This window comes from Streptomyces sp. NPDC001480 (assembly GCF_042894725.1).
Lineage (GTDB): Bacteria > Actinomycetota > Actinomycetes > Streptomycetales > Streptomycetaceae > Streptomyces.
Genome location: NZ_JBIAVX010000002.1, coordinates 192,809 through 214,415, shown reverse-complemented (window position 1 = coordinate 214,415; position 21,607 = coordinate 192,809). Strand labels below are relative to the sequence as shown.

At 70.8% G+C, this 21,607-nt stretch carries 21 protein-coding genes and 1 pseudogene; 11 read left to right on the top strand and 11 right to left on the bottom strand.

Features of this window, described 5'->3' with window-relative positions; translation table 11 throughout:
• Positions 1 to 150: 150 nt before the first annotated feature.
• Positions 151 to 1,128, bottom strand: coding sequence for a fibronectin type III domain-containing protein (locus tag ACFY01_RS04845; protein ID WP_390734223.1), 978 nt, complete (start codon positions 1,126 to 1,128; stop codon positions 151 to 153).
• Positions 1,129 to 1,472: 344 nt separating this feature from the next.
• Here ACFY01_RS04845 and ACFY01_RS04840 point away from each other — a divergent pair, with 344 nt between their 5' ends.
• On the top strand, positions 1,473 to 2,180 hold the full coding sequence (locus ACFY01_RS04840; RefSeq protein WP_390734654.1) for a glycoside hydrolase family 75 protein: 708 nt from the start codon (positions 1,473 to 1,475) through the stop codon (positions 2,178 to 2,180).
• Between the two features lie 33 nt (positions 2,181 to 2,213).
• Here ACFY01_RS04840 and ACFY01_RS04835 read toward each other — a convergent pair whose 3' ends face one another.
• From ACFY01_RS04835 to dhaK, 3 genes are read right to left on the bottom strand one after another with little or no spacing between them, the layout of a single operon-like run.
• A complete protein-coding gene (locus ACFY01_RS04835) occupies positions 2,214 to 2,624 on the bottom strand; it encodes a PTS fructose transporter subunit IIA (RefSeq protein WP_390734222.1) in 411 nt (136 codons plus the stop codon).
• Positions 2,617 to 3,243: a dihydroxyacetone kinase subunit DhaL gene (gene dhaL, locus ACFY01_RS04830; protein ID WP_390734221.1), complete on the bottom strand. Its 627-nt coding sequence runs from the start codon at positions 3,241 to 3,243 to the stop codon at positions 2,617 to 2,619. Before dhaL ends, ACFY01_RS04835 begins: the two co-directional genes overlap by 8 nt.
• Positions 3,244 to 3,288: 45 nt before the next feature.
• Positions 3,289 to 4,281: a dihydroxyacetone kinase subunit DhaK gene (gene dhaK / locus ACFY01_RS04825; RefSeq protein WP_390734220.1), complete on the bottom strand. Its 993-nt coding sequence runs from the start codon at positions 4,279 to 4,281 to the stop codon at positions 3,289 to 3,291.
• Between the two features lie 167 nt (positions 4,282 to 4,448).
• On the opposite strand from dhaK, the gene ACFY01_RS04820 reads away from it, so the two are divergent.
• Together ACFY01_RS04820 and ACFY01_RS04815 are read left to right on the top strand one after the other, a co-directional pair.
• Positions 4,449 to 5,390 carry an NAD-dependent epimerase/dehydratase family protein gene (locus ACFY01_RS04820; RefSeq protein WP_390734219.1) on the top strand — a complete coding sequence of 314 codons (942 nt, stop codon included), beginning with the start codon at positions 4,449 to 4,451 and terminating at the stop codon, positions 5,388 to 5,390.
• Positions 5,387 to 8,782: an aminotransferase class I/II-fold pyridoxal phosphate-dependent enzyme gene (locus ACFY01_RS04815; RefSeq protein ID WP_390734653.1), complete on the top strand. Its 3,396-nt coding sequence runs from the start codon at positions 5,387 to 5,389 to the stop codon at positions 8,780 to 8,782. Before ACFY01_RS04820 ends, ACFY01_RS04815 begins: the two co-directional genes overlap by 4 nt.
• Before the next feature lie 10 nt (positions 8,783 to 8,792).
• Here ACFY01_RS04815 and ACFY01_RS04810 read toward each other — a convergent pair whose 3' ends face one another.
• The 4 genes from ACFY01_RS04810 to ACFY01_RS04795 form a co-directional block, all read right to left on the bottom strand.
• Positions 8,793 to 9,371, bottom strand: a complete 579-nt coding sequence (locus ACFY01_RS04810) for a toxin (RefSeq protein WP_390734218.1) — start codon at positions 9,369 to 9,371, stop codon at positions 8,793 to 8,795.
• Positions 9,368 to 9,808, bottom strand: coding sequence for a helix-turn-helix domain-containing protein (locus ACFY01_RS04805; protein ID WP_390734217.1), 441 nt, complete (start codon positions 9,806 to 9,808; stop codon positions 9,368 to 9,370). Before ACFY01_RS04805 ends, ACFY01_RS04810 begins: the two co-directional genes overlap by 4 nt.
• A 283-nt stretch (positions 9,809 to 10,091) precedes the next feature.
• On the bottom strand, positions 10,092 to 11,246 hold the full coding sequence (locus tag ACFY01_RS04800) for an MAB_1171c family putative transporter (protein ID WP_390734216.1): 1,155 nt from the start codon (positions 11,244 to 11,246) through the stop codon (positions 10,092 to 10,094).
• An 87-nt stretch (positions 11,247 to 11,333) separates the two neighbouring features.
• The gene (locus ACFY01_RS04795) at positions 11,334 to 12,023 is read right to left on the bottom strand and encodes a WHG domain-containing protein (protein WP_390734215.1); all 690 of its coding nucleotides are present in this window, start codon (positions 12,021 to 12,023) and stop codon (positions 11,334 to 11,336) included.
• Positions 12,024 to 12,122: 99 nt separating this feature from the next.
• Between ACFY01_RS04795 and ACFY01_RS04790 the strand changes: the two genes are divergently transcribed.
• From ACFY01_RS04790 to ACFY01_RS04780, 3 genes are read left to right on the top strand one after another with little or no spacing between them, the layout of a single operon-like run.
• Complete coding sequence (locus ACFY01_RS04790; RefSeq protein ID WP_390734214.1) at positions 12,123 to 12,590, top strand: RpiB/LacA/LacB family sugar-phosphate isomerase; 468 nt, start codon at positions 12,123 to 12,125, stop codon at positions 12,588 to 12,590.
• 43 nt (positions 12,591 to 12,633) lie between these two features.
• The gene (ctaD, locus tag ACFY01_RS04785) at positions 12,634 to 14,295 is read left to right on the top strand and encodes a cytochrome c oxidase subunit I (protein WP_390734213.1); all 1,662 of its coding nucleotides are present in this window, start codon (positions 12,634 to 12,636) and stop codon (positions 14,293 to 14,295) included.
• Complete coding sequence (locus ACFY01_RS04780; RefSeq protein ID WP_390734212.1) at positions 14,295 to 14,726, top strand: cytochrome c oxidase subunit 4; 432 nt, start codon at positions 14,295 to 14,297, stop codon at positions 14,724 to 14,726. Before ctaD ends, ACFY01_RS04780 begins: the two co-directional genes overlap by 1 nt.
• Here the strand turns inward: ACFY01_RS04780 and ACFY01_RS04775 are convergent.
• Genes ACFY01_RS04775 through ACFY01_RS04765 form a run of 3 tightly spaced genes read right to left on the bottom strand, consistent with a single transcriptional unit; the run spans position 14,681 to position 16,968 of the window.
• A complete protein-coding gene (locus ACFY01_RS04775; RefSeq protein ID WP_390734211.1) occupies positions 14,681 to 16,150 on the bottom strand; it encodes a cytochrome bc complex cytochrome b subunit in 1,470 nt (489 codons plus the stop codon). The two genes, ACFY01_RS04780 and ACFY01_RS04775, sit on opposite strands and share 46 nt — an antisense overlap.
• A gap of 44 nt (positions 16,151 to 16,194) precedes the next feature.
• Positions 16,195 to 16,545 (bottom strand): hypothetical protein, encoded by a 351-nt coding sequence (locus ACFY01_RS04770; RefSeq protein WP_390734210.1) that lies wholly within the window; start codon positions 16,543 to 16,545, stop codon positions 16,195 to 16,197.
• Between the two features lie 57 nt (positions 16,546 to 16,602).
• Complete coding sequence (locus ACFY01_RS04765) at positions 16,603 to 16,968, bottom strand: DUF6479 family protein (RefSeq protein ID WP_390734209.1); 366 nt, start codon at positions 16,966 to 16,968, stop codon at positions 16,603 to 16,605.
• A gap of 137 nt (positions 16,969 to 17,105) precedes the next feature.
• On the opposite strand from ACFY01_RS04765, the gene ACFY01_RS04760 reads away from it, so the two are divergent.
• From ACFY01_RS04760 to ACFY01_RS04740, 5 genes and pseudogenes are all read left to right on the top strand, one after another.
• Positions 17,106 to 17,483, top strand: coding sequence for a four-helix bundle copper-binding protein (locus ACFY01_RS04760; RefSeq protein ID WP_390734208.1), 378 nt, complete (start codon positions 17,106 to 17,108; stop codon positions 17,481 to 17,483).
• 84 nt (positions 17,484 to 17,567) lie between these two features.
• Entirely contained in the window at positions 17,568 to 18,746 is a 1,179-nt protein-coding gene (locus tag ACFY01_RS04755) for an acyl-CoA dehydrogenase family protein (RefSeq protein WP_390734207.1), read from the top strand.
• Positions 18,747 to 19,078: 332 nt separating this feature from the next.
• Positions 19,079 to 19,498 (top strand): ImmA/IrrE family metallo-endopeptidase, encoded by a 420-nt coding sequence (locus ACFY01_RS04750; RefSeq protein ID WP_390734206.1) that lies wholly within the window; start codon positions 19,079 to 19,081, stop codon positions 19,496 to 19,498.
• Positions 19,499 to 19,599: 101 nt separating this feature from the next.
• A pseudogene (locus ACFY01_RS04745) lies at positions 19,600 to 20,325 on the top strand (IS481 family transposase); the annotation flags it as partial.
• A 575-nt stretch (positions 20,326 to 20,900) separates the two neighbouring features.
• Positions 20,901 to 21,503 (top strand): TetR family transcriptional regulator, encoded by a 603-nt coding sequence (locus ACFY01_RS04740; RefSeq protein ID WP_390734652.1) that lies wholly within the window; start codon positions 20,901 to 20,903, stop codon positions 21,501 to 21,503.
• The last annotated feature ends 104 nt before the right edge of the window (positions 21,504 to 21,607 follow it).

The following is a 21,607-nucleotide window of genomic DNA, read 5'->3' as shown; positions in this document are numbered from 1 at the left end:
GCACGGTTGGCGGAACGTCCCATGCGCCGCCGGGGGTCGGGAAACGTCCGTGCTGCCTCGAGGTCAGCAAACGTGCGCCCGGGCCGTCCCGCAGGCGGACCGCACCCGTCCGGGTGAGGGGCGGCCGCAACCGGGTGAACTCCGGGGCTTTCAGCCGCCCTCGCCGGTGGTCACGGTCCGCTCCGCCGAGAACCCGCCCCAGGTGCCGTCCGGCAGCCGGGCCCGGATCCGCACCCGGTGGACCACGCCCGCGTCCCCGCCCGCGTAGAAGCTGTAGGACGCCCGGCCGCGCGGCGGACTCCCGCCCCAGACCAGGGAGGTGGCGGGGCGCCCGTCGAGCCGGATCTGGTACTCCGTGACCACGCCGTCGGTGCGCGGCGGCATCCAGGACAGGTCGACGTAGTAAGCCCCGTCGGCGCGGTGGGTCGTCGCCCGGAAACCGGTCGGGGCGGTGCTGCGGCCGTCGTCGGTGCCCGGTGTGGTCAGCCGGACGGGGGCGCCGGCGGGCGAGAGGTTGTCGGCCGCGTCGCGGGCGCGGACGGTGAAGACGTAGCGGGTGCCCGGGCGCAGCCCCGTGACCACGGTGGCGGTCTGTCCGCCCCCGACGCTGTGGATCTTCACACCGCCCTGGCAGACGTCGTACGACACCACGCCCCGGTCGTCCTCGGACGCGCCCCAGGACAGCTGGACGGACCGGCTGCCGACCGTACGGCCCTCGGGGTGCCCGGGGCGGCTCGGTGCCGAGCGGTCCGCCGCGACGGCGGCGGGTGTCCTCGCCCGGACCTCCCGGCTGGGCGGCCCGGTTCGCCCGTCCGTGTCCCGGGCCAGGACGGTGAAGACGTACATGGTGGACGGCCTGAGCCTGGTGACGTCCACCATGTGCTGCGAACCAGGCACCTCCGTGACCTTCGTGGTGCCCCGATACACCTCGTAGGCGCGGACACCGGCGCCGCTGGTCACCGCGTTCCACATGACGTGCACGGTCGTGGCGCTTCCGGCCGCGGCGGTGACACCCGTCGGCGCACCCGGCATCCGTCCCTCGTCACCGGCCGGACCGCCCCAGCCGCAGGACACCACCAGTGCCAGGGCACCGCAGGCGACGACCGGAGGAAGGGGCACGCGTCGCACGACTCAGCCTCCCCGGCAGCACCGTCACCGCAATGGTCCGGACCAATATGACCCGTATGGCGTGATCACCTCAAGAGGGTGGTGTGATGGTCCTATTTGGCGACCGGTGGGGCGGGTTACGTATGCTGAGCCACCTCATGGATGAACTGCCCCCGAGGGCAGGGCAGTTCACGCCTGGGGCGCGGGAACGCTGTCGTCGCTGATCCCGCGCCCGCACGGGCGGCCGGGGCGGCCTGGGCCGACACGGACTCAGGTCCCCGGCCACTCGGCCACTCTGAGAGCGTCCGTTATGTCAGATTTGGCCGGGTTGTCGTCCATGTCCCCCCATGAGAGGGTCCATCATCGTGCGTGCCCAGGCACTGACGCTGGCCGCGGCCGGCGCGGCCGCTCTGTTCGTCCCGGTGACGCTGACCGAACCCGCGGTCGCCGTACGGCCCGGCGGGGCAGTCGTGTCGCGGAGCGACGGCCGGGTTTCGGCCGCGGACCTGCTGGCCAGGTTGCGCCACTGCTCCCCGGTCTCCCACGGCCGCTACCGCACCGACTCCTCGGGCTCGGCGAAGGTCCGGGTCTGCGGCACCCGCGAGGCGGTGTTCTGGGAGGCCGACATGGACATCGACTGCGACGGTCGGCCCACCGCCCGCTGCAACCGCCGCAGCGATCCGCTCTTCTCCTCCACGACCGCCTACCAGCAGTCCGACGGCCGCCATCTGAGCGCCGAGCGCCTGCCCTACATCGTGGTGCCGGCCCGCAGCGGCATCTGGAACCCCCGTGAGCACGGCGTCCGCGGCGGCTCGGTGGCCGCCGTCGTCTACCGGGGCACGGTGCGGTACGCGGTCGTCGGTGACACCGGCCCGCGCGACATCATCGGCGAGGCCTCGTACGCCACCGCCCGCGACCTCGGGATCCCGACCGACCCGCGCACCGGCGGGGTGCCCTCCGGTGTCACGTACATCGTCTTCAAGGGCTCGCCGGTGACGCCCATCGAGGACCACGCGGAGGCCGTGGCACGTGGGGAGCGGCTGGCACGGCGGTTCGTCCGGGACGGCGGCTGAACGCACGGCCCGGCCGGCTGTCCCGCCGCCCCCTCACACCTTCCGGTACGTGTACGCCTCCACGGCCGCCGCCTCCACCGCGTCGAGGTCGGCGCCCGTCGCCGCCGTGACGACCGCGGCCACGGCGCCCTCCAGGAACGGGGCGTCCACGAGGCGGGAGCCCGGCGGCAGTTCGTCCCCCTCCGCGAGCAGTGCCTTCACGGTGAGCACCGCGCTGCCCAGGTCGGTGAGCAGGGCGACCCCGGCGCCCCGGTCCACAGCCGCGGCCGACGCCGCGACCAGCTCGGCGCTGGTCCCGATCCCGCCGCCCTCGGTGCCGCCCGCCGAGGCGACCGGTACCGCCGCACCACCGGCGGCCAGGCGCTTGGCCAGCTCGGCGACGGAGGCGGCCACCTCCGCGCTGTGCGACACCAGCACGATCCCGACCAGCCCGCCGTCACTCACCTGCCGCCTCCGCGGCCGTCCCGGCTGTCGCGGCTTCATCGAGTGCCGCGATCAGCAGCGCCGACGAGGTGGCCCCCGGGTCCTGGTGGCCGATGCTGCGCTCGCCGAGGTAGCTCGCCCTGCCCTTGCGGGCCTGCAACGGGATCGTGGCCTCGGCGCCCTCCTCGGCGGCGGCCCGGGCCGCACCGAAGCCGTCGCCCATCGCGTCGACGGCCGGGAGGAGGGCGTCGATCATGGTCTTGTCCCCGGGGGCGGCACCGCCGAGCGCCATGACCCCCTCCACGCCCGCCCGCAGCGCCCCGGCGAGCTCCTCCTCGCTCACCTCGGCGGCGTCCCCGAGCGCCTTGCCCGTCCGGCGCAGCAGGGTGCCGTACAGCGGCCCGGACGCGCCGCCGACCGTCGAGATCAGCTGGCGCCCCGCCAGGGTCAGGACGGCACCCGGCGTCTGCGGCGCCTCCTTCTCCAGCGCGGCCCGCACGGCCGTGAAGCCGCGCAGCAGATTGCTGCCGTGGTCGGCGTCCCCGATGGGCGAGTCGAGGGCGGTCAGCCGTTCCGCCTCGCGGTCCACGGATGCGGCGGTCGCCGTCATCCAACGGCGGAAGAAGTCGGCGTCGAGCACTGGTTCTCCTCGCGTGGTAGATGGATCTCCTGCTCCGGCGCCGTGTCACATACCCCAGCGCAGGGCCGGTGTACGCACCGGCGCGTCCCACAGCCTGAGCAGCTCCTCGTCGACCTGGCACAGCGTGACGGAGGCACCCGCCATGTCCAGGGAGGTGACGTAGTTGCCGACGAGCGTGCGGGCCACGGCGACACCGCGCTCGCCGAGCACCCGCTGCACCTCGGCGTTGAAGCCGTACAGCTCCAGCAGCGGGGTGGCGCCCATGCCGTTGACCAGCACGAGTACGGGATTGCGCGGGGTGAGGTCCTCCAGGACCGCGTGGACCGCGAAGTCGGCGATCTCGCCGGAGGTCATCATCGCCCGCCGTTCCCGGCCCGGCTCGCCGTGGATGCCGATGCCCAGTTCCAGCTCGCCGGGCGGCAGGTCGAAGGTGGGGCTGCCCTTGGCCGGGGTGGTGCAGGCGCTGAGCGCCACACCGAAGGTGCGGGAGTTCTCGTTGACCTGGCGCCCGATGGACTCCACCCGCTCCAGCGGCTGCCCCTCGGCCGCGGCGGCGCCCGCGATCTTCTCCACGAACAGTGTCGCGCCGGTACCGCGCCGGCCGGCCGTGTAGAGGCTGTCGGTGACCGCCACGTCGTCGTTGACCAGTACCTTCGCGACCTGGATGCCCTCGTCCTCGGCGAGCTCGGCCGCCATGTCGAAGTTGAGCACGTCGCCGGTGTAGTTCTTCACGACGAACAGCACACCCGCCCCGCTGTCCACGGCGGCCGCCGCCCGCGCCATCTGGTCCGGCACCGGCGAGGTGAACACCTCACCCGGACAGGCCGCCGACAGCATGCCGTGACCCACGAACCCGCCGTGCAGCGGCTCGTGCCCCGACCCACCGCCGGAGACCAGCGCGACCTGGCCGGCCACGGGGGCGTCCCGCCGCACGATCACCCGGTTCTCGACATCGACGGCCAGCTCGGGATGCGCCGCCGCCATCCCCCGCAGCGCGTCCGCGACCACGGTCTCCGGGACGTTGATCAGCATCCTCATCGGTACCTCCTAGGCGGGACGTCTGGAGTGCTGCTACTGGCAGTATCGACCTTGTGGCAGCGAAGGTCACGTGCGTCGCGGGTGCAGGGGCGGGCCTCAGCTCTCCGGTGGCATGTCCCTGACCTACCGGTCGCGGGTGTCACATGTGCTGGCGCTAGTGTGCGACCGTGAGTCTTCATATCGTCTTAGGTTTCGGGCCCGCCGGGGCGGCCACCGCCCGGTTGCTGGCCGAAAAAGGTCAATCAGTACGTGTCATCACCCGGTCCGGACGGAGTCCGGAACCCGGCATCGAGCATGTCGCGCTGGACGCGACCGACAGCGAGCGGCTGACCGACGCCGTGCGGGGCGCCGCCGCCATCCACAACTGTGCCGCACCGCCCTACCACCGCTGGGCGAGCGAATGGCCCCCGCTGGCCTCGTCGGTCTGCGCCGCGGCCGAGGCGAGCGGGGCCGTCCTGGTCGTGCTGGGCAACCTCTACGGCTACGGCCCGGTGGACGGCCCCCTCACCGAGAAGTTGCCGCTCGCGGCGACCGGCCCCAAGGGGCGGGTGCGCGCGGCGGTCTGGGAGCAGGCGCGGGAACTGCACGAGCAGGGGCGCATCAGGGCGGTCGAAGTACGGGCCTCCGACTTCTTCGGCCCCGGCGTGACCGACGGCGGGCACCTGGCCGCGCGGGTCATGCCGCGACTGCTGCGCGGCAAGCCGGTCGCCACCCTCGGGGATCCGGACGCCCCGCACAGCTGGACCTATGTCCCGGACGTGGCCGCGGCCATGGCCGAGGTCGCGGGCGAGGAACGAGCCTGGGGGCGGGCCTGGCACGTCCCGACCCGACCGCCGCTGTCCACCCGGGAGATGATCGACCGCCTCGCCGCCGAGGCCGGCACCGGACCGGTCGCGGTCCGCAGACTGCCGTCGGCCGCGCTGCAGGTCGCCTCGGTCTTCTCCCCGCTGATCCGTGAACTCAAGGAGATCCGCTACCAGTTCGACCGCCCGTTCGTGGTGGATTCCAGTGCCTACGAGGCAGAGTTGACGGTCCGGGCCACCCCCGTCGACGAACAGGTCAGAGCGACCGTCAACTGGTGGCGCACCCGACCGGCCACCGCCCGGTGACGTCCGTGACGACCAAGGATTCGACCGCGGGCTCGGCGCGAGCCCGCCACGACGACATCGCGATCGTGGGGATGGCCTGCCGGTTCCCGGGGGCACCGAACGTGAACCAGTACTGGCGGCTCCTGACGGCGCCGCAGGCCCAGTTCGCCCCCGTCCCGGACTCGCGGTGGCGCACCGCCGCCTTCCTCAGCGACAACTTCCGTGACACGGCCGCTGCCTACACGGACACCATGGCGCTGCTCCCGGACGTGGGCCACTTCGACGCGGCGCACTACGGCATCCCGCCGCGGCGGGCCCGGGCCATGGACCCCCAGCACCGGCTGCTGATCGACCTCGCCCGTGAGGCCGTCCAGGACGCCGGCTGGGAGGCCGACGGCTTCGACCGCGAGGAGACCTCGGTGATCACGTCGCTCACCGAGAGCGGCTACCGCGAGCTCAGCACCCTGCACATCCGGATGCGTCAGCTGACCGGCGGCGAGTTCGGGGCCCGGCCGACCGATCCCCACTGGCCGGAAACGGTCCGCGCGGTGCACGGGCTGCACGGCACGTCCGTGGCCGGGCTGCTGCTCAACATGGGCCCCAACACGATCAGTTCGGTCCTCGATCTGCACGGCGAGAGCTACGCGCTGGACTCGGCCTGCTCCGGCGGGCTCATGGCCGTGGCCAACGCGGTGTTCGCGCTGCGCGCGGGCCGATGCTGCATCGCCCTCGCCGGCGGCGCACAACTCCTGCTCACACCCGACCTGTTGGTGGGCCTCTGCCGGATCGGTGCCATCTCGCGCAGCGGCCGGTGTCTGCCGTTCGGCGCGCGGGCCGACGGGTTCGTCCTGGGGGAGGGCGCCGGGGTGCTGGTGCTGCGGCCCCTGGCCGACGCGCTGGCGGCCGGCGACCGGGTCTACGCGGTGATCCGCGGTGTGGGAACGGCCAACGACGGGACCGTACAGGGCGGTATGCATCCCCAGGCGGCCGGTCAGCTCCGGGCGTTGCGCCGGGCCTACCGGGACGCGGATCTGGCCCCGGGCGCGGTGGGTTACCTGGAGGCGCACGGCACGGGGACCACGGTCGGCGATCCGGTCGAGGTCGGTGTCCTGCGCGAACTGCGCGGCGAGCAGGGCGCGCCCGCCTTCCTCGGCGCGGTGAAGGCGGTGGTCGGGCACTCGCTCAACGCCGCCGGGCTGGCCGGACTCATCAAGGCCGTCCTGGCCGTGCACCGGGGCGTGGTACCGCCGCAGCCGGAGTTCGACCTGGCGGACCGTGCCGGGCTCGACGCCGCGCGGCTGACCGTCCCCACGAAGCCGACACCGTGGCCGGAGTCCGGGCAGCCCCGCCGGGCGGGGGTGAGCGCCTTCGGGTTCGGCGGCACCGGTGTCCATGTGGTGGTGGAGGAGTGCACCACGGCATCCGCCCCGGCACCGGACGGAGGGCCGCACCGCCTGGTCCTCAGCGCCCGGGACCGGGCCGGGCTCGCCCGGTACGCCCGGGAACTGGCCGACACCATCGCCGACGACCGGCCGCCGCTGGCCGCTGTCGCGGACACCCTGGCCCGCCGGGCTCCCCTCGCCGAACACCTCGCCCTGGTCGCGGAGGACGCGGCCGACGCCGTCGCCAAGCTGAGCGCGGCGTCGGAGGCCGTCGCGGCGGGCCGTACCACGGCGGTGCCCGACGGACTCGCGGAGACGGAGCGCGCGGTCACCGGCTCGGGACCGAGCCCGGGGACGGAGCGAATACCGCCCTGCACCCTGCCACCCAGCCCGCTCGCCCCGCGCCGCCACTGGGTGGTGGACGAGTCGGCTCGCGAGGCTGAGGATCCCTCCCGTCCCCTCGACTCCGTGCGGGAGGAGCGGCCCGGGCCGGTGGGCCGCCCCGAGGCGGTGCCGGTGGCGGTGCCGGCCGGTGGCGCGTCGAGCGCGGCCATCGTGCTCGAAGAGGTGTCGCGGGCCGGTGTCTTCCCCCTCTCGGACCTGAGCGAGCGGATGGTGCTGGCGACCGATCTCGGCTTCGACTCCCTGATGCTCCAGGAACTGGAGGTCAACATCGGCAAGCGGGTACCGGGCTTCCGCACCGACGAGATGTTCTCCCGCGGCCTCACCGTCGAGCGGCTGATCACACTGGTCGACCCGCACCTCACCGAGCCGCCGGCCCCGGGTGAGCCGCTGCCCTCGCAGACGCCGGCGGAGTGGGCCGCCGACACCGCGTGCGTGGACGACTTCCCCGAAGTAGGGCTGTTCGAGGAGCGTCTGGGCTCGATCACCGACAGCGGCGCGGACCTGCCGTACTTCCGGGTCCACGAGGGCAACATCCGCGACACCACCGTGATCGACGGCCGGCCGTACCTGTCCTTCGGCAGCTACAACTACCTGGGACTCTCGGGTCATCCCGCGGTCAACGAGGCCGTGCACGAGGCGGTGGAGCGGTACGGGACCTCGGTCTCCGCGAGCCGGGCGCTCTCCGGCGAACGGGACCTGACCGTACGGCTGGAGCGGGCCCTCGCCGGCTTCCTCCAAGTGGCGGACTGCCTGGCGCTGGTGAGCGGCCATGCCACCAATGTCACCGCGATAGGGCATCTGGTCGGCGCGGGCGACCTGGTCGTACACGACGCCCTCGCCCACGACAGCATCCTTCAGGGCTGTGCGCTGTCCGGTGCGGCGCGACGCCCGTTCGCCCACAACGACGTCGGCGAGCTGGAGCACATGCTGCGGCTCAACCGGTCCCGGTTCCGGCGGGTGCTGATCGCCGTCGAGGGCGCCTACAGCATGGACGGCGACCTCGTCGACCTGCCGGCCGTGATCGAGCTGAAGCGGCGGTACGGCGCCCTGCTGTTGGTCGACGAGGCGCACAGCATCGGCACCGTGGGCGAACGCGGCCGCGGGGTGGGGGAGTTCTTCGGGGTCGACCGGGCCGACGTGGACCTGTGGATGGGCACCCTCTCCAAGTCCTTCGCCAGCTGCGGTGGTTACCTCGGTGGCTCGGCCCGCATGGTTCGCTGGCTTCGGCACACGCTGCCCGGCTTCGTCTACAGCGTCGGCCTGACGCCGGCCAACGCCGCCGCGGCGCTGGCCGCGACCGAGCTGATGACCGCGGAACCGCACCGGGTGCGCACGCTGAGGCGGAACGCGGAGCTCTTCCTGAGCCTCGCCGCCTCGGCCGGACTGCCGACGGGCTCCAGTGCCCACACTCCGATCGTGCCGTGTGTGCTCGGTGACTCCGCGAAGACCCTGCGTGTCGCGGACCGGCTGTTCGCCCGGGGAGTCGTGGCTGATCCGATCTTCCACCCCGCCGTGGAGGAGGGGCTCGCGAGGCTGCGGTTCTTCGTCACCAGTGAACACCGCGAGGACGACATCCGACGGGCCGTGTCGATCCTCGCCGAGGAGGTGGCGTCCGTGGATGTGTGAGTGACGCACGTCAGATCAGGGTGCGTTCGATCCGGCTGAGCATGGCGTTCTTTCCGGAGTCCCCCTCCTTCCCGGCCTCCTCGGCCGGGGGCGCGCCATGCCGCTCCTGGGTGCTGTCCACCCGTTGGGAGAGCAGATAGGCGATGATCTCCGCCTCCTGTTCCTGTACGTCGTCGTAGGTCGCGCGCAGGAGCATGTCACGCACGAGGTCGGGGTCGAGGTTGGGGAAGAGGAGGCGGGCGGTCGCCTCGTCCAGCCAGCCGGCCCCGCGGTGGCAGCAGATGATGTGGCCCAGCTCGTGCATGATGATGTGCTCCTGATGCGCGCTGGTGGTGTTGGCGTCGTAGAAGATGAGGTCCTCGTCGCGGGCGGCGACCCACATGCCGCACGGGTGCGACGCGGGCATCTGCATCGGCACCAGGGTGATCGGACGGTCGCGGACCTCCCCGAGGTGGCGGCAGAGCTCGGCCACGTCGGTCACGTTCGGCAGGTCGAGTTCGGCGATCCGCTGCGCCCCGGCTCTCCGGAGCCTCTTGAGCTGACTGCGCCGGTCCTGGTCGGCGGACCGTCCCTTCCTGGCGCGTCTCACTCGGCGTCCGAGGGGTCGGAGACCGGCGGAAGACCCTGCAACTGCCGGTACTGGTCCATGATCGCCGTGATGGCCTGGAGGTTCTCCTTCTTCATCCCGGCCGCTCGCATCGCCACGGCACGGACCCCCGACTGGCGCAGTGCCTCTACGGCGGCGATCTCGTTGAGCACCGACTCGGCGACCTTGTCGTCGAAGAAGTAGGCGACCGACACGCCGAAGAAGCGCGCCAGGGCGGCCAGGAGGTCCGGTGAGGGATTGGCTCGTTTGCCCGTCCGCAGCTGCGACAGGTACACACCGCCGACCCTGAGTTCGGGGCTTACCCGCTTCAGTTCCTCGGCCACTTCGGCGTTGGTCCAGTGCTTGCCCTTGGGGCGAACCGTCTTGAAGAGGTTGTCCAGGCGCACTGCCAGCAGCGGGCGGTCGTCAGGCTCGGACACTGTGAATCTCCCTCCCGTCACCTCCTCGGCCTTGCTCTCGGCTATTCGTAAGTTTCGCAGATTAGCTGTCAGTTGACAATCGGACTGGAGTCCGTCAACGTGGATCTCGCCGATAGCTGGCAGTTAACTTGGCTCACGGGGGTGGCTGAGTTGGCTGCCGGCAGAGGCAGCCTGGCCCGGCCTTCGGGGGAGGGACGGGCCAGGCGAAGAGACGGTGGGGAAGCACGGGGAGACAAGGAAAAACCCGCCCGGTCTGACGGGGGAACAGACCGGGCGGGAGCTCTCAACCCGCGTTGTCGAGTCTACGGTAGGCGGACGCGACCTTGGTGAGCCAGGCGACCTCGGCGGTGAAGTTGTCCGTATCCCGGTCCTCGAAATCGCCCGCGTCCCCGTCGTCGCCGGGGGCGGTGCCGGTGCGTTTGGCGAGCAGCGCCTGTCTGATACGTGCCGCTTCCGCGAACGCCTGCCGGGACTCCTCGCTCGCCCCCGGCTCCGCCGCGCCGAAACCGTTGGTGGTGCGGTCGATGTAGGGACGCAGGTCCCGCCATCCGTCCCGTATCTCGATGACCCGCCGGTGCAGACGGTAGTCGAGGTCGGAGACCGATGCCCCGGGGGGCTCCAGGACGATGTCCGGCGAGGACTCGTACAAGTCCCGCCAGAGCGGGTACAGAACCCGGTACGACCGGTAACTGTCCGCCCAGTCCAGCAGTTTGGCGACCCGCGCCCCCCAGGAGGGCATCGTCAGGCTGAGCGAGAGGACGACGATGCCCAGCGCGCTGAAGACGGACGCGGCGAGCTTCCAGACGCCGATGTCGATCCCGGCCGCGGCGGTGAGGATGTTGACCGTCCTGGCCAGGCAGTACAGGAAGAGGATCACCGCGGCGACGGAGAGCAGTTGCAGGGCCTGGCGCAGCGAGGCCTTGTCGGTCATCCGCGCGTAGTGACCGCACTGGCGGAAGATGGTGACGCACGGAACCGCCTGCGACACGATGAAGAGCAGCAGGTAGGTCAGCACCAGCGGCTGCCCGCTGCCGGTGTCGAAGTCCGAGGCCGGCCGGCCGGGGCCGTCGGCGACGAAGAACAGCGCGGTCAGCAGCGCGTCGAGAACGATCCCGGTGAGCAGCCAGTAGCGGGTCCCCCGCAACGCGTCCTCGTCCGCGGTCGCCCAGCGCAGCAGGATGATCTGCGCGCTGACACAGAAGGCGACCGCCGACAGGTGCATCACCAGGATGGCGAGATTGCCTACGCCGAGGAAGCTCTTGCTCCCCATGGCGACCGCGCCCATCGTGAAGGTGAGGCACTGGAGCAGCAGCGTGACGACCAGTGTCCGGTAGGCGCTGTCCCGCCAGCTGCGCCTGACCTGGCACAGCCGGTACACGAGCGCGGCATACGAGGAGAGTGCCGCTATGACGAAACAGAGGGTTCTGGTGGTGGTCACGGCCTGACTCCCTGCCGGTGCCGCGCACGCGGCGGACGTTTCGGTCGGTGTCGGATCAGTCGGTGTCGGGTACCAGTCGGTGTCGTCTCAGCGGGTGCCGTCGCCCAGGGGCACCTCGAGTCCGATGCCTTCGGCCGCCACGGCGACGGCGAAGTCGAAGAACGCGGACTCGTCCCGGACGCTGTCGTGGGTACGGCTGAAGACCTGGAACACCAGCAGCCCGATCAGGTTGCTCCACAGCACGATGCCGCGCTCGATGATGTCCGAGAACGGAGCCTCGGGAACGCCGCCGAAGAGCTCCACGGCCTCCGGGAGGAGCAGCGGCGGACCGGCCGGCGCCCGCCGGGGCGGAGTGAGTTCACCGGCCTCGAGCGCCGATCGCACGATGGCCGCCAGCACCGCGGGGGTGCGCGAGGCGGGCGGGACCGTGTCCTGCGGGGCGTGGTACCCCGGCACGGGCGAGCCGTAGATCAGCGTGAACTCGGCGGCGTTGTCGAAGGACCACCGCCGCAGCGCGCGGGTGACCGCGAGGAGCCGCGCGCCCGCCGACGCGCCCGCGTCCCTGGCTGCCTGGTCGGCCTGCTCCATCGCGGCGGCGGACTCGTTGTAGGCGTCGATGACCAGCGCCGTCAGCAGCTCGTCCCGATGCGCGAAGACGGCCTCCACGTCGGCGATGGGCAGTCCGCCCTCGCGGGCCACGGCATCCAGGGACAGCCCTCCGGCGCCCAGCTTCTCCAGCAGTTGGCGAGCGGTGGCCTTGATCTCGGAAAGCTCCATGGCCAAACCGTACCGGTGGGTCACAACGCTCAGGAGCACGGCCGTCCGAGCGCCGGGATCATGCGCTGTGATCCGGCCATCCGGCGTTACGCTCGGAGCATGCGGATCTCCGTCTCCTCCGACATGGACGAACCCGTCGCCCGGCTCCTCGTCGAGGAGCTGCGCGGGCGTGGGCACGAGGTGCGCGTGCACGGCGCTCTGGATCCCGGCGCTGACCCGCAGTGGGCGGTCTGTTCGGAGGCCGCCGCCCGTGAGGTGGCCGCCGGGACGGCGGACCAGGCGGTGGTGTGCTGCTGGACGGGGACGGGCGCCTCGATCGCCGCGAACAAGGTGCCCGGCGTACGGGCCGCACTGTGCCCGGACGCGTACACCGCGGACGGCGCCCGCCGCTGGAACGACGCCAACGTACTGGCCATCGGCCTGCGCCTGACCTCCGAGGCGGTGCTGAAGGAGATCCTCGATGCCTGGTTCACCGCCCGCCCCAGCGAGGACGCCGAGGACCGGGAGAACGTCGCCCACGTGACACGGATGGACGGGCACCGGGCGGGGGACGGCAGCCTTCCCTGACCGCACCCACATGGGTGCGCCACCCCCGGGTACCCGGCGGCGCATGGTGGTGCACGACACGTCGGCCCGATCGCTCCCGGTGCCGCCGCGGCCGACGCGGCGCTCGCCCCTGGGCCGCGCCCTGCTGCGCTGGACGACGACGACCGATCACAAGGTCATCGGCAACCTCTACCTCACGACGTCCTTCTCCTTCTTCCTCTTCGGCGGCGTGCTCGCGTTGCTGATGCGGGCCGAACTCGCCCGCCCCGGCCTTCAGTTGGTCACCCAGAGCCAGTACGACCAGCTGTTCACGATCCACGGCACGGTCATGATGCTGCTGTTCGCGACACCGATGTTCGCCGGGTTCGCCAACGCGATCATGCCGTTGCAGATCGGCGCGCCGGACGTGGCCTTCCCGCGGCTGAACGCCCTGTCGTACTGGCTGTACCTCTTCGGCGGCCTGATGGTGATCTCCGGCTTCCTGGTACCCGGGGGAGCGGCGGACTTCGGCTGGTTCGCCTACGCCCCGCTCAACAGCGCCGTCCACAGCCCCGGCGCGGGCGGCGACCTGTGGACCATGGGCCTCGTGGTCACCGGCGTCTCCACCACCCTGGGCGCGGTCAACTTCATCACCACGATCCTGTGTCTGCGCGCCCCCGGCATGACGATGTTCCGGATGCCGATCTTCACCTGGAACGTGCTGTTCACCTCGATCCTCGTCCTGCCCGCGTTCCCGGTGCTGACCGCCGCCCTGTTCGCCCTGGAGGCGGACCGGAAGTTCGGCGCGCACATCTTCGACGCGGCCAGCGGGGGTGCGCTGCTGTGGCAGCACCTGTTCTGGTTCTTCGGGCACCCGGAGGTCTACATCGTCGCGCTGCCGTTCTTCGGCATCGTCTCCGAGATCATCCCGGTGTTCAGCCGCAAGCCGGTCTTCGGCTACGTCAGCCTCGTCGGCGCCACCATCGCGATCACCATGCTCTCCGCCGTGGTGTGGGCGCACCACATGTTCGCCACCGGTGCCGTCCTGCTGCCGTTCTTCTCGCTGATGTCGTTCCTCATCGCGGTGCCGACCGGGGTGAAGTTCTTCAACTGGATCGGCACCATGTGGCACGGCTCGATCTCCTTCGAGACGCCGATGCTGTGGTCCTGCGGCTTCCTGGTGACCTTCCTGCTCGGCGGCATGAGCGGCGTCCTGATCGCCTCGCCGCCCCTGGACTTCCACCTCACCGACTCCTACTTCATCGTGGCGCACCTGCACTACGTGCTGTTCGGCACCGTCGTCTTCGCGATGTTCGCGGGCTTCTACTTCTGGTGGCCGAAACTCACCGGGCGGATGCTCGACGAACGCCTCGGGAAGATCCACTTCTGGACGCTGTTCGTCGGCTTCCAGGCCACGTTCCTGGTCCAGCACTGGCTCGGCGAGGCCGGCATGCCCCGCCGGTACGCCGACTACCTGCCCACCGACGGCTTCACCCTGCTGAACACCATCAGCTCCCTCGGCGCCTTCCTGCTGGGCCTGTCCACGCTTCCGTTCCTCTACAACGTCTGGCGCACCGCCCACCAGGGCCGCCGCGTGGACGACGACGACCCCTGGGGCTACGGCCGCTCCCTGGAGTGGGCCACCTCCTGTCCGCCCCCGCGCCACAACTTCACCGCGCTGCCCCGCATCCGCTCCGAGTCCCCCGCGTTCGACCTGCACCACCCGGAGATACCGAAGGAGGCCTGATGCGGACCGAGGCCCGCCTGTTCACCGGGGTCGCGGCGTTCTTCGCCGTCACCGCCGCCGGCTACGGCTGGCGTTCCGCCGAACCCGCCGGGACCGCCGCCCTCGCGCTGGCCTGCGTGATGGCCGCGCTGGTCGCGTTCTTCCTGCGCGTCCAGCACCGTCGGCTCGGTGCGCGGCCGCAGGACCGTACCGACGCGGAGGTCGTCGAGACCGCCGGGCCCGTCGCCTTCTTCCCGCCGCGCAGCGCGTGGCCCATCACGATCGCCCTCGGGGCCGTACTGCTCGCCCTCGGTGTCGTTTTCGGCCTGTGGCTGGTCCTGATCGGCCTGGGTGTGCTCGCCGCGGGTGTCGTCGGCATGGTCCTCCAGTACGCCGACCGGGAGGCTCAGTCGTCCGAGCCGTCCCCGGGGTGCCGCTCGGGCACCCGGTAGGCCTCCAGCACGTAGCGCCGCTCCTGGTCGAGGGGCACGCTGGTCTCCTCGTACCCGCCGGTGATGGTCTGCCGGATCTCGCCCGTCTCCTCGCCCTCCGTCAGCCGCTCCATGTCGGCCTCCCGCAGCGCGTGGCACACCGCCCGGGTCACGAAGAAGGCGAGCGGCGGCAGGATCAGCAGGGCGATCCGGAAGGTCCAGGTGAGGGCGTTCAGGGAGAGCTTGAAGGTGTGCGCGATGACGTCGTTGCCGCCCGCCGCGAGGAGTACGCCGTAGAAGCAGATCGCCGCCACCCCGAGCCCGGTGCGCACCGGCACGTCCCGCGGGCGGTCGCACAGATGGTGCTCCCGGTGGTCCCCGGTGGCCCCGGCCTCGAGGAAGGGGTACGCGTACAGCACCGCGAACAGGGCCAACGGCAGCACCACCGCCGGCAGCAGCACGTTCCACATCACCGTGTGCCCGGCGACCGCCGTCTCCCACGGCGGCACCAGCCGCAACGAGCCCTCCAGGAAGCCCACGTACCAGTCGGGCTGGGAACCCGTCGAGACGGTGTCCGGCCGGTAAGGGCCGTACACCCAGACCGGGTTGATCTGCGCAAGCCCAGCGAGCAGCGTCAGTACCCCGCTCACCATGAAGAACAGGCCGCCCGAACTCGCCGTGAACTGCGGGACCATGGGCTTGCCCACGACATTGCGCTCGGTACGGCCCCGCCCCGCCCACTGCGTGTGCTTCAGATACACGACGAGGATCAGGTGGAGGCTGACCAGCGCGAGCAGCAGTCCGGGCAGCAGCAGGATGTGCAGCGTGTACAGCCGGGGAATCAGGTCGTGGCCGGGGAACTGAGCGCCGAACACGAACATGCTGATGTACGTCCCCGCCACCGGGATCGACAGCATGACGCCCTGGGCGATCCTGAGGCCCGTACCGGACAGCAGGTCGTCCGGCAGCGAGTAACCGGCGAAGCCCTCGGCGAGCGCCAGCAGGAACAGGGTCACGCCGATCGTCCAGTTGACCTCACGGGGCCGGCGGAAGGCGCCGGTGAAGAAGACGCGCAGCAGGTGTGTGCCGATCGCGGCGAGGAAGACCAGCGCCGCCCAGTGGTGCAACTGCCGGATCAGCAGCCCGCCGCGCACGTCGAAGCTGATGTGCAGCGTCGAGCGGTACGCCTCGGACACCCGCACACCGTCCAGCGGCCGGTACGAGCCGTTGTAGACGACCTCGGTCATCGACGGGTGGAAGAACAGGGTGAGCCAGACGCCCGTCAGCAGCAGGACGACGAAACTGTAGAGGGCGAGCTCGCCCAGGAAGAACGACCAGTGGTCGGGGAAGGCCTTGCGCAACAGGCCGCCCCCCTCGGACAGAGGGAGGCGGGCGTCCAGTCGGTCGGCGGCACGCCGGGCTCGTGGTCCCGTTCTCCTGAGCACGGCGCACGAGTGCCCCCCGCCACACCCCGGAAACCGGGTTCCGGCTAGGTGCGATCGCCCTTGGGCTTGCCCGACTGGGCCGGCGTGCCGTGCGGGGGCGGGCTGGAGGGCATCGGGGACGTCGCCGGGGAGACCGGTGAGCCCGTGTGGCCCGCGCCGCGCTCGGGGCGCAGGCCCAGCGGATCACCTGAGGAGGGCTCGGCGCCCGACCGGAGCTGCTCCAGCCGGTGCTCCAGCAGTGCGTTCACCGGCGGCCGGTCGGCGTGACCCCGCTCGTGGGCGAGGAGCTCCTCGACGTCCTCGGCGCCCAGCGAGCGCACTCGGCTCTCCAGGCTGCCGATCGGCAGCTGGTCGTAGTCGGGCAGGGGCAACCCGGTGTGACCCGAGTCCGCCATACGTCTCACTTCCTTCGTCTGTCAGCGGGCCGCGCCCGTCAGTGGGGCCGCGCCTTGTCAGTGGGCGCCCAGTCCGCCGCCGCCGAAGGAGCCGCTCGACCCCTTGCTCCAGCGGGGCCGGTCCTTCGACTCGCTGGGCCTCGTGTCCTGGTTTCTCAGGTCGTAGGGGGTCATGGCACGACCGCCCTTCGGGACCACGGGCACCTCCTCGGACTCCCGGTTCTGCCGGACCTCGTGCACGGCGCCCTCCGGTGGCAGGTGCGGCTGTTCGTCCGGGCGCGGACGGGGCGACTCGTTGTACCTGACCCGGGAGGTCAGCCAGAAACCCCCGGCCAGTACCGCGAGCACGGCCACGGCCACCAGGAAGAGGACCAGACTCATGAGGCCGCTCGCGGCGGCCAGCTGCATCGATGCGGTACTCATACGAGACGAATACCCCACCAGAACGGTGCGAACCGGACACCTTCCGTGATGGGCCGCGACGCCTGGCGACCACCCGCCGATCCCGCGTTCTCCGGGCGGTCGGGTTTGACAGCCCGAGCCACGGCTACCCGGCCGATGTGACACCGACGACGACTACCCAACAGGAGCTGTACCGGTTCCTGGAGGACCGCTTCGCGTGTGCGCAGGCGTGTACGGAGTGCGCGCGGGCATGCGCGCTGCGCGCGAGCCTCCTGGATCCGGGCGGTACGGACGAGCAGGAGCGGGCGCGGCGGCGGGGCATCATGTGTGCCGAGGTGTGCGACGCGACCTGCCGTGTGCTGTCCGAGTACAACTGCCTGGACGAGAACGGCATCCGTATCCAGCTGGAGCTGTGCCGGACAGTGTGCCTCGAGTGCGCGCACGCCTTCGACGAGCAGCCCGGCGCCGAGGAGAGCGCGGCGGCGTGCCGGGCGTGCGCGCGGGCGTGCACGGAGTTCATCGCCACGCTGCGCTGACGCTCCTCTCGCTTCCCAATTTCTGTAACACGTTCTACGGTGTGCGCCGACAGGACCGACCCGCCATGGGAGCCTGGAGGCGCCGTGCACCTCGACCACACGCCCGAGCAGCAGCGGCTGCGCACCGAACTGCGCGCTTACTTCGCCGACCTGGTACCGGACAACGCCTACGCCCGCTACGCCGACCCGGTCGCCCAGAAGCGCTTCTACCGCGAGACCATCCGCCGGCTCGGCGCCGACGGCCGGCTCGGCGTGGGCTGGCCGAAGGAGTACGGCGGGCGCGGCATGACCGCCATGGAGCAGTTCATCTTCTTCGACGAGGCCGCGCAGGCCGGCGTACCGCTGCCGCTGATGGCGCTGAACACGGTCGGCCCGACGATCATGCAGTACGGCACGGAGGAGCAGAAGGCGTACTTCCTGCCGCGCATCCTCTCCGGCGAGATCGACTTCGCCATCGGCTACAGCGAGCCCGACGCCGGCACGGACCTGGCCGCCCTGAAGACCCGGGCGGTCCGGGACTGCGACGAGTACGTGGTCAACGGACAGAAGATCTGGACGACCAACGGCGACACCGCCGACTGGGTGTGGCTCGCCACCCGGACCGACCCCGAGGCCCCGCCCCACAAGGGCATCACCATGCTCCTGGTGCCGACCTCCGACCCGGGCTACTCCTGCACCGTCATCAACACCCTCGCCTCGCACGACACCACGGCCAGCTACTACGAGAACATCCGCGTCCCCGTCTCCCGCCGCGTCGGCGCCGAGAACCAGGGCTGGCGGCTGATCACCAACCAGCTCAACCACGAACGCGTCACCCTCGCCGCCCACGGCACCATGGCGATCCGCGCCCTGCACGACGTCCAGCGCTGGGCGATGGAGACCAAGCTCGCCGACGGCCGCCGCGTCGTCGACCTGCCCTGGGTGCGCCGCCTGCTCGCCCGCACGCACACCCGCCTCGACGCCATGAAGCTCCTCAACTGGCAGATGGTCACCGCCGTCCAGGAGGGCACTCTCACGCCCCAGGACGCCTCCGCGGTCAAGGTCTACGGCTCCGAGGCCCGCCGCGACGCCTACGCCTGGCTCATGGAGATCCTCGCCGCCGCCGGCCCCTTGAAGGAGGGCTCCGCGGGCGCGGTCCTGCACGGCGACCTGGAACGCGGCTACCGCTCGGCGGTGATCTTCACCTTCGGCGGCGGCAACAACGAGATCCAGCGCGAGATCATCTCGTGGATCGGTCTGGGGATGCCGCGGGTACGGCGCTGACCGTGTGTGACCACAGACCTTAGTTGTCACATACCGAGGATAGTTGGCACCGTGATTCTGTGGGATCAGGATGACGGCCGAGCCGTGATGCGGCAGTTGGCACTTCGCCGCGAGCACTGGAAATGCCGTCGACTCCGAATCCGCGGCGATGGCGGCTCCAACTCAAGGTCGAGAACTTACCGCCTGCCAGGCTGAAGTTCTCCGCTGGCGCCGCGTCCGAGGTTGCCCGTGGGCGTACACCATCGGCAGCCGCCATTCTGGCGGGGATCTTGGAGATGCCGTTCGCGGACTCGAGGGCGGTGGATGACTGATCCCAGATCGTCGTCGTTCTCGTGCAGACCGGCGGATGCGAGCAGGAATCGGATCACGGCTTCGCCGGCGGCAAGTGTGTTCAAGGGCATCACGCTGGGCGCGGGTACACCGGGGATGTACCGGGCTTGCTCGCGCTCGGTCTCGGGGTGCATCTCGATAGCGAGTTCGGTCGGGTCGATGAGGCGTTGCACCACATGCAGCCGAAGAACGACGTCGTCGACGGCGGATGCGTGCCCAAGACGTTGGACTACTACACGTCGAGGCGACCTGAGGCGTGGTCAGCCGCCCTGGTGCCGGTCGGGACGGCACGGTTCATCGTGGAGAACTCCGCGCACACGCTTCAACGGCGCAGATCGAATGTCGCTCATGAGATGTCGCACCTCCTCTTGGAGTACCCGTTTGAGGGGATTCTCTTCGCTGACGGGGGTGCCGCGACCTAGGTGTATTGATCATGAGCGTTGTTGACGCCTGTCGGGCTTGATCACGGCGAAGACCTCCGGTGTGGTGGAGCTGTCTAGGACTGCACCGCACGGAGGTCTTCGTGTCCCACCGTAATGCCCGGGTGACCGTTCACGGCAGGCGGCTGCTCATCGAGCGTGTCTGCTCCGGCCGTCCCGTCGCGCATGTCGCCGCCGAGATGGGCATCTCGCGGCCCACGGCCCACAAGTGGCTGCGTCGCTGGCGGGCAGAGGGCGAAGCCGGCCTGCACGACCGCTCCAGTCGGCCCCACAGGACGCCGCACCGCACCGCGCCAGACACGGAGGACCGCATCTGCCGCCTGCGGCAGGAGCGCAAGCTGGGCCCGGCCCGCATCGGCCTGATCCTGGGCCTGCCCGCCTCGACCGTGCACCGGGTCCTGACCCGGCACGGCCTGAACCGCCTGGCTTTCCTGGACCGGCCCACCGGCCAGATCATCCGCCGCTACGAACGCAGCCAGCCCGGCGAGCTCGTCCACGTGGACGTCAAGAAACTCGGCCGCATCCCCGACGGCGGAGGGTGGCGCGTCCACGGCCGTGCCGCCTGCCCCGACCGCCGCCGCACCACCGGCTTCGACTACATCCACTCCGCCGTCGACGACCACAGCCGCCTGGCCTACAGCGAGGTCCACCCGGACGAGAAGGCCACCACCTGCGCGGCCTTCCTGACCAGGGCCGCAGCCTTCTTCACCACCTGCGGCATCCTCCGCATTGAACGCGTCCTGACGGACAACGCCTGGCCCTACCGCAAGAGCTTCGCCTGGCGGCAGGCGCTCGCCGACCTCGGCGCGGGCCGCAGCGCTCTACCGTGAGGGCCCTCATCATCGTCTCCGTATCTCGTCCGCAAGCGGACGGGGGTGATGTGCATCGCGGGATTCCTGGGCATCCCAGGTTTCCCTGGGGGACGGACGCCGTAGCCCTTGACATTATGATCGTGATGCTAAATGGCGGGCCGATGGGCCGCAAGGGACGGAGTTCTCTTCGCCGGCGCCCGATGCACTGCACCGGCACTGTCGGCCAGGTCACACAGTGGCGGGTACCGACCCATGTCAGCCGACTCGTTCTGATCACCCCGGCATCCGCCTCGCCGAGAACTGAGGCGGCGCTGACCGAGGGTCATTGAATTACATTCATAATACTGTGCACGGAGGCGATCGATCGCAAGCGAGCCCTCGCAGTCGACCGCACTCCACGACGCGCAATGAACACCCCTGAGCGAAGGAGTGCCGCGCCACCCAGCACGGCGCCTCGCCGCCGAACGGGCCGCCACTGGAGCCTCGAATCTATTGAAGTATGATCGGCATACAATGTGACGAGGGTGCCCGCCAAGAGCAAGCAGCCCCTCAGACGAGCAAAGGAGCGCTCGGTGCGCTACGGGAAAGAGCACAAGCAGGCGACCCGGCAGCGGATCATCGAGGCGGCCGGACGCCGGTTCAAACGGGACGGCATCGACGGCTCGGGCATCTCAACCCTCATGACGGACGCGGGGCTGACCAACGGCGCCTTCTACACCCATTTCACGTCGAAAGACGACCTCGTGGCCACCGCGGTCGCCGACCAATTGCAGGCGCAGAACGCGAGCATCGTCGCGCAGGCGGCACCCGGTCGCGCAGGACTTGAGCAGATCGTGCGCTGGTACCTGTCCGCCCAGCATCGCGACAGCTCCGGCGACGGCTGCCCCTCCGCCGCCCTGCTCGACGAAATCCGGCGCTGCACAGATCCGACAAAGCAGGCTTATACCGACGGCGTACTGATGGTCATCGACGGCATCGCCGCCCGCCTGGCACCCGACGATCCCCTCTCGGTCCGCACCAAGTCGCTCGGCGCCTACGCCATGATGGCCGGGACACTCCAGCTCTCCCGAGCCCTCACCGACCGGCAGCTTGCCGACGAGCTGCTCGAACAGGGCATCCACAACGCCTTCGCCCTGTTGGGCGTGGAGCATGGGCACTCCAGCCCCGCGATGTGACACACCCGCACCCCCTTGGATGGTTCCGACCCAGAACTCGGTCGACCTGCGCGGCGAGTGCCGAACGGCGAGTTGGTCCTCTACCCCGACGCCGGCCATGGCGG

Bases quoted from the DNA above. Each gene is read 5' to 3' on its own strand.
- ACFY01_RS04770 (WP_390734210.1), bottom strand. From the start codon at position 16,545: ATGGCGGACTCGGGTCACACCGGGTTGCCCCTGCCCGACTACGACCAG.
- dhaK (WP_390734220.1), bottom strand. From the start codon at position 4,281: ATGAGGATGCTGATCAACGTCCCGGAGACCGTGGTCGCGGACGCGCTG.
- ACFY01_RS04765 (WP_390734209.1), bottom strand. From the start codon at position 16,968: ATGAGTACCGCATCGATGCAGCTGGCCGCCGCGAGCGGCCTCATGAGT.
- ACFY01_RS04795 (WP_390734215.1), bottom strand. From the start codon at position 12,023: ATGGAGCTTTCCGAGATCAAGGCCACCGCTCGCCAACTGCTGGAGAAG.
- ACFY01_RS04780 (WP_390734212.1), top strand. From the start codon at position 14,295: ATGCGGACCGAGGCCCGCCTGTTCACCGGGGTCGCGGCGTTCTTCGCC.
- ctaD (WP_390734213.1), top strand. From the start codon at position 12,634: ATGGTGGTGCACGACACGTCGGCCCGATCGCTCCCGGTGCCGCCGCGG.
- ACFY01_RS04790 (WP_390734214.1), top strand. From the start codon at position 12,123: ATGCGGATCTCCGTCTCCTCCGACATGGACGAACCCGTCGCCCGGCTC.